General features: G+C 39.8%; 1 pseudogene. It reads left to right on the forward strand.

Annotation, left to right across the window (positions count from 1 at the left end):
* Positions 1 to 53: 53 nt before the first annotated feature.
* Positions 54 to 1,616 (forward strand): annotated as a pseudogene (locus FJR05_RS08795) (transposase); the annotation flags it as partial.
* Between the last annotated feature and the right edge of the window lie 105 nt (positions 1,617 to 1,721).

Here is a 1,721-nt window from a genome sequence, read left to right on the forward strand (position 1 = left end):
TACTTCTACCTACCCTATAAACTCTCGAAAGTGGGGGGAGAGTGAAAAACTACGAATTGAGGTCAGGAGATATTTGTGTAAAGGGAAGTGAGAATTATGCAGATCATCGAGAACAGTTGTTGCCTTGGTTAGAATGTTTACCATTAATTGACCAGTATTGTGGGGATTTGGGTTTTGCTAATGATGCGGTTGGTTTTGTGGCACAACTCAAGTCTTTATTAACTGATACAGCTTTGCGGGTGGATACTGCTTATCCTGATAATCGTCAACTGGTGATTAATGATTTGGGTGAACCTGTATTAAAAAAGTATCCGCGTCATGATTTGAGTCCGTCAGCTAAGGCTTTACTTGATGCTGTAGAAGAACGGTTTCCGGAACGGAATTTGATTGATATTCTGCGGAATGTTGATTATTGGACTAATTTTACTCGCCATTTTGGACCAATGAGTGGAAGTGATCCTAAGTTAGAACGGGCAACGGAACGTTATCTTTTGACTAGTTTTACCTATGGTTGTAATTTGGAACCGACTCAGGCGGCTAGACATATGCGAGGTATTGTCACCTCTAAGGAAATATTGTTTGTGAATCGCCGTCATGTGAGTGTGGATAAACTGAATGCAGCTCTGGTAGATATTATTAACCGTTACAATGTTTTAAAACTGCCGGGGATTTGGGGTGATGGGACAACGGCGGCGGCAGATGGAACTAAGTACGAACTCTACGAGGAGAATCTGTTATCGGAGTATCATATCCGTTATGGTGGCTACGGAGGGATTGCTTACCACCATGTTTCTGATACCTATGTGGCGCTGTTTAGTCATTTTATTTCCTGTGGGACTTGGGAGGCTGTTTATATTATTGAGGGGTTGTTAAAAAATCTTTCTGATATTCAACCTCATACGATTCATGCAGATACTCAAGGACAATCAACGCCTGTGTTTGCGTTGTCATATATGTTGGGAATTAAGTTAATGCCCCGGATTCGCAATTGGCAGGATTTAAATTTCTTTCGTCCCAATAATGATACGGTTTACGAGCATATTGATTCTTTGTTTAAGGATGCGATTGATTGGGTCAAGATAGAAAACCATTGGCAAGATATTTTACAGGTTGTCTTGTCAATTCAAACTGGTAAGATTTCGAGTGCGGTGTTGTTACGAAAGTTAGGAAATTATAGTCGTAAAAATAGGTTATACCAAGCTTTTCAGGAGTTGGGACGGGTGATTAGGACGATCTTTTTGTTGCAATATATTTCAGATATGAAGTTACGACAACAGATTACTGCGGCTACGAATATTGTTGAGGCTTATAATGGTTTCTCGAAGTGGTTTTTCTTTGGTGGTTTTGGGGTGATTGCTAATAATGATCCCATTGAGCAGGAGAAGATTATTAAATATAATGATTTGGTTGCTAATGCTGTTATTTTCCACAATGTTGCGGATTTAACTGATGTTTTGCGAGATTTATTGAAGGCTGGTCATTTAATTAGTCGTGAAGATGTGGCGGCGTTGAGTCCTTATATGACCAGTCATATTAAGCGTTTTGGCGATTATTTGATTGATATGGAGACTGTCCCGAATTTGTTGGATGATGACGGGATTTTAGTTTTGACTTGAGATGAGAGTTAAGGTACTCCTGGCAAGGGTTGTAGAGTTTTTATTTACAAAACTTTACAACGTGTTCCATTTTGCAGGTAGTGCGATTCGTTCTGGAGAAACCCA

The organism is Dolichospermum sp. UHCC 0259 (assembly GCF_009711935.1).
In the GTDB taxonomy this organism is placed as follows: Bacteria; Cyanobacteriota; Cyanobacteriia; order Cyanobacteriales; family Nostocaceae; genus Dolichospermum.